Genomic DNA, 1,227 nt, shown 5'->3' with positions numbered 1-1,227 from the left:
GACCCGATCCGCACGGGCGTGGCCATGCTCGTGGAGGCGCACAAGTACCCGGCGTTCGCCTGGCGACGCGACTCGTGGGACACCGTGCGCCCGTACTGGATCGACAAACTCACCGGATCGCCGCGACTGCGGACCCAGATCGACGCCGGAGCTGACGTGGACGACGTCGTCGGCGCCTGGGCCGAGGAGTTGGCCACCTTCAACCGGCAACGCCGGCCCTACCTGCTCTACTGAGGAGCGCGGTCATGACCAGGTCGACTCGTCGTCCGCTCCGCTCACTCGCGCTCGGTCTGGCTCTGGTGACCCTGGGCACGGCGCTGCCCGCCAGCGGGGCGGCCGCCGCGACACCGTCGTCCGGTCCGCCGACCGTCACCCCCGCCGACATCCAGTTCCGCCACGACACGTTGCGGCGTGGCAGCGCCCGCCAGGTCGGACTGCTCCCCGACCAGGTGGATCGCATGCCCGCCGACCTGGCGGCGTACCTGCAGCCGACCCCGGACCACCCCGGCTACCCGGCGTACGCCGGCGCGGTGGTCCTGGCCGCCAAGGACGGCGTGATCGTCCAGCACGCCGCCGTGGGCAGCGCGGTGAAGTACTCCGCGGTGGGGCCACCGCCCGACCTGGTCGGTGTGGAGCTCCCCGCCGAGCAGCAGATCCCGACGCGGCGCGACACCATCTTCGACCTGGCGTCGGTGTCGAAACTGTTCACCACGATCGTCGCCATGCAGCAGGTGGAGCGGGGACGGGTGGAGCTGGACACGCCGGTCGCCCGGTACGTGCCGGAGTTCGCCGCTGGCGGCAAGGCGACGGTGACCGTGCGGATGCTGCTCACCCACACATCGGGTCTGCCCGCGTTCACACCACTGTGGAGCAGGTACCCGACACCGGCCGAGCGGTTCGCGGCCGCGCTCGCCACGCCGCTGGCCACCGGGGCGACGCCCGGTGGCCAGTACGTCTACTCCGACCTGGGGCTGATCGCGCTGGGAGTCCTGCTGGAGCGGGTGGCCGGTCGGCCGCTGGCCGACCTGGTCCGCGACGGCGTGACCGGGCCGCTGGGCATGACCGACACCGGCTACAACCCCGGCCCGCAGCGGCGGTCGCGGATCGCCGCGACCGAATACCAGCCGTACGCGGGACGCGGCATGGTGTGGGGTGAGGTCCATGACGAGAACGCGTGGTCGCTCGGCGGGGTGGCCGGGCACGCCGGGGTCTTCTCCACGGCCGCGG

The 1,227-nt window shown here is 72.8% G+C and carries 1 protein-coding gene and 1 pseudogene; both read left to right on the top strand.

Annotated features, from left to right (window positions below):
• Positions 1 to 234, top strand: a pseudogene (locus KBX34_RS33035) (exo-beta-N-acetylmuramidase NamZ domain-containing protein); the annotation flags it as partial.
• Positions 235 to 245: 11 nt separating this feature from the next.
• Positions 246 to 1,227: serine hydrolase (locus KBX34_RS33030; protein WP_210928983.1), on the top strand; the 982-nt coding region annotated here is incomplete at its 3' end.

Source organism: Micromonospora sp. M61 (assembly GCF_018070245.1).
In the GTDB taxonomy this organism is placed as follows: domain Bacteria; phylum Actinomycetota; class Actinomycetes; order Mycobacteriales; family Micromonosporaceae; genus Micromonospora; species Micromonospora zamorensis.
This window is presented reverse-complemented; position numbering and strand designations above follow the sequence as displayed.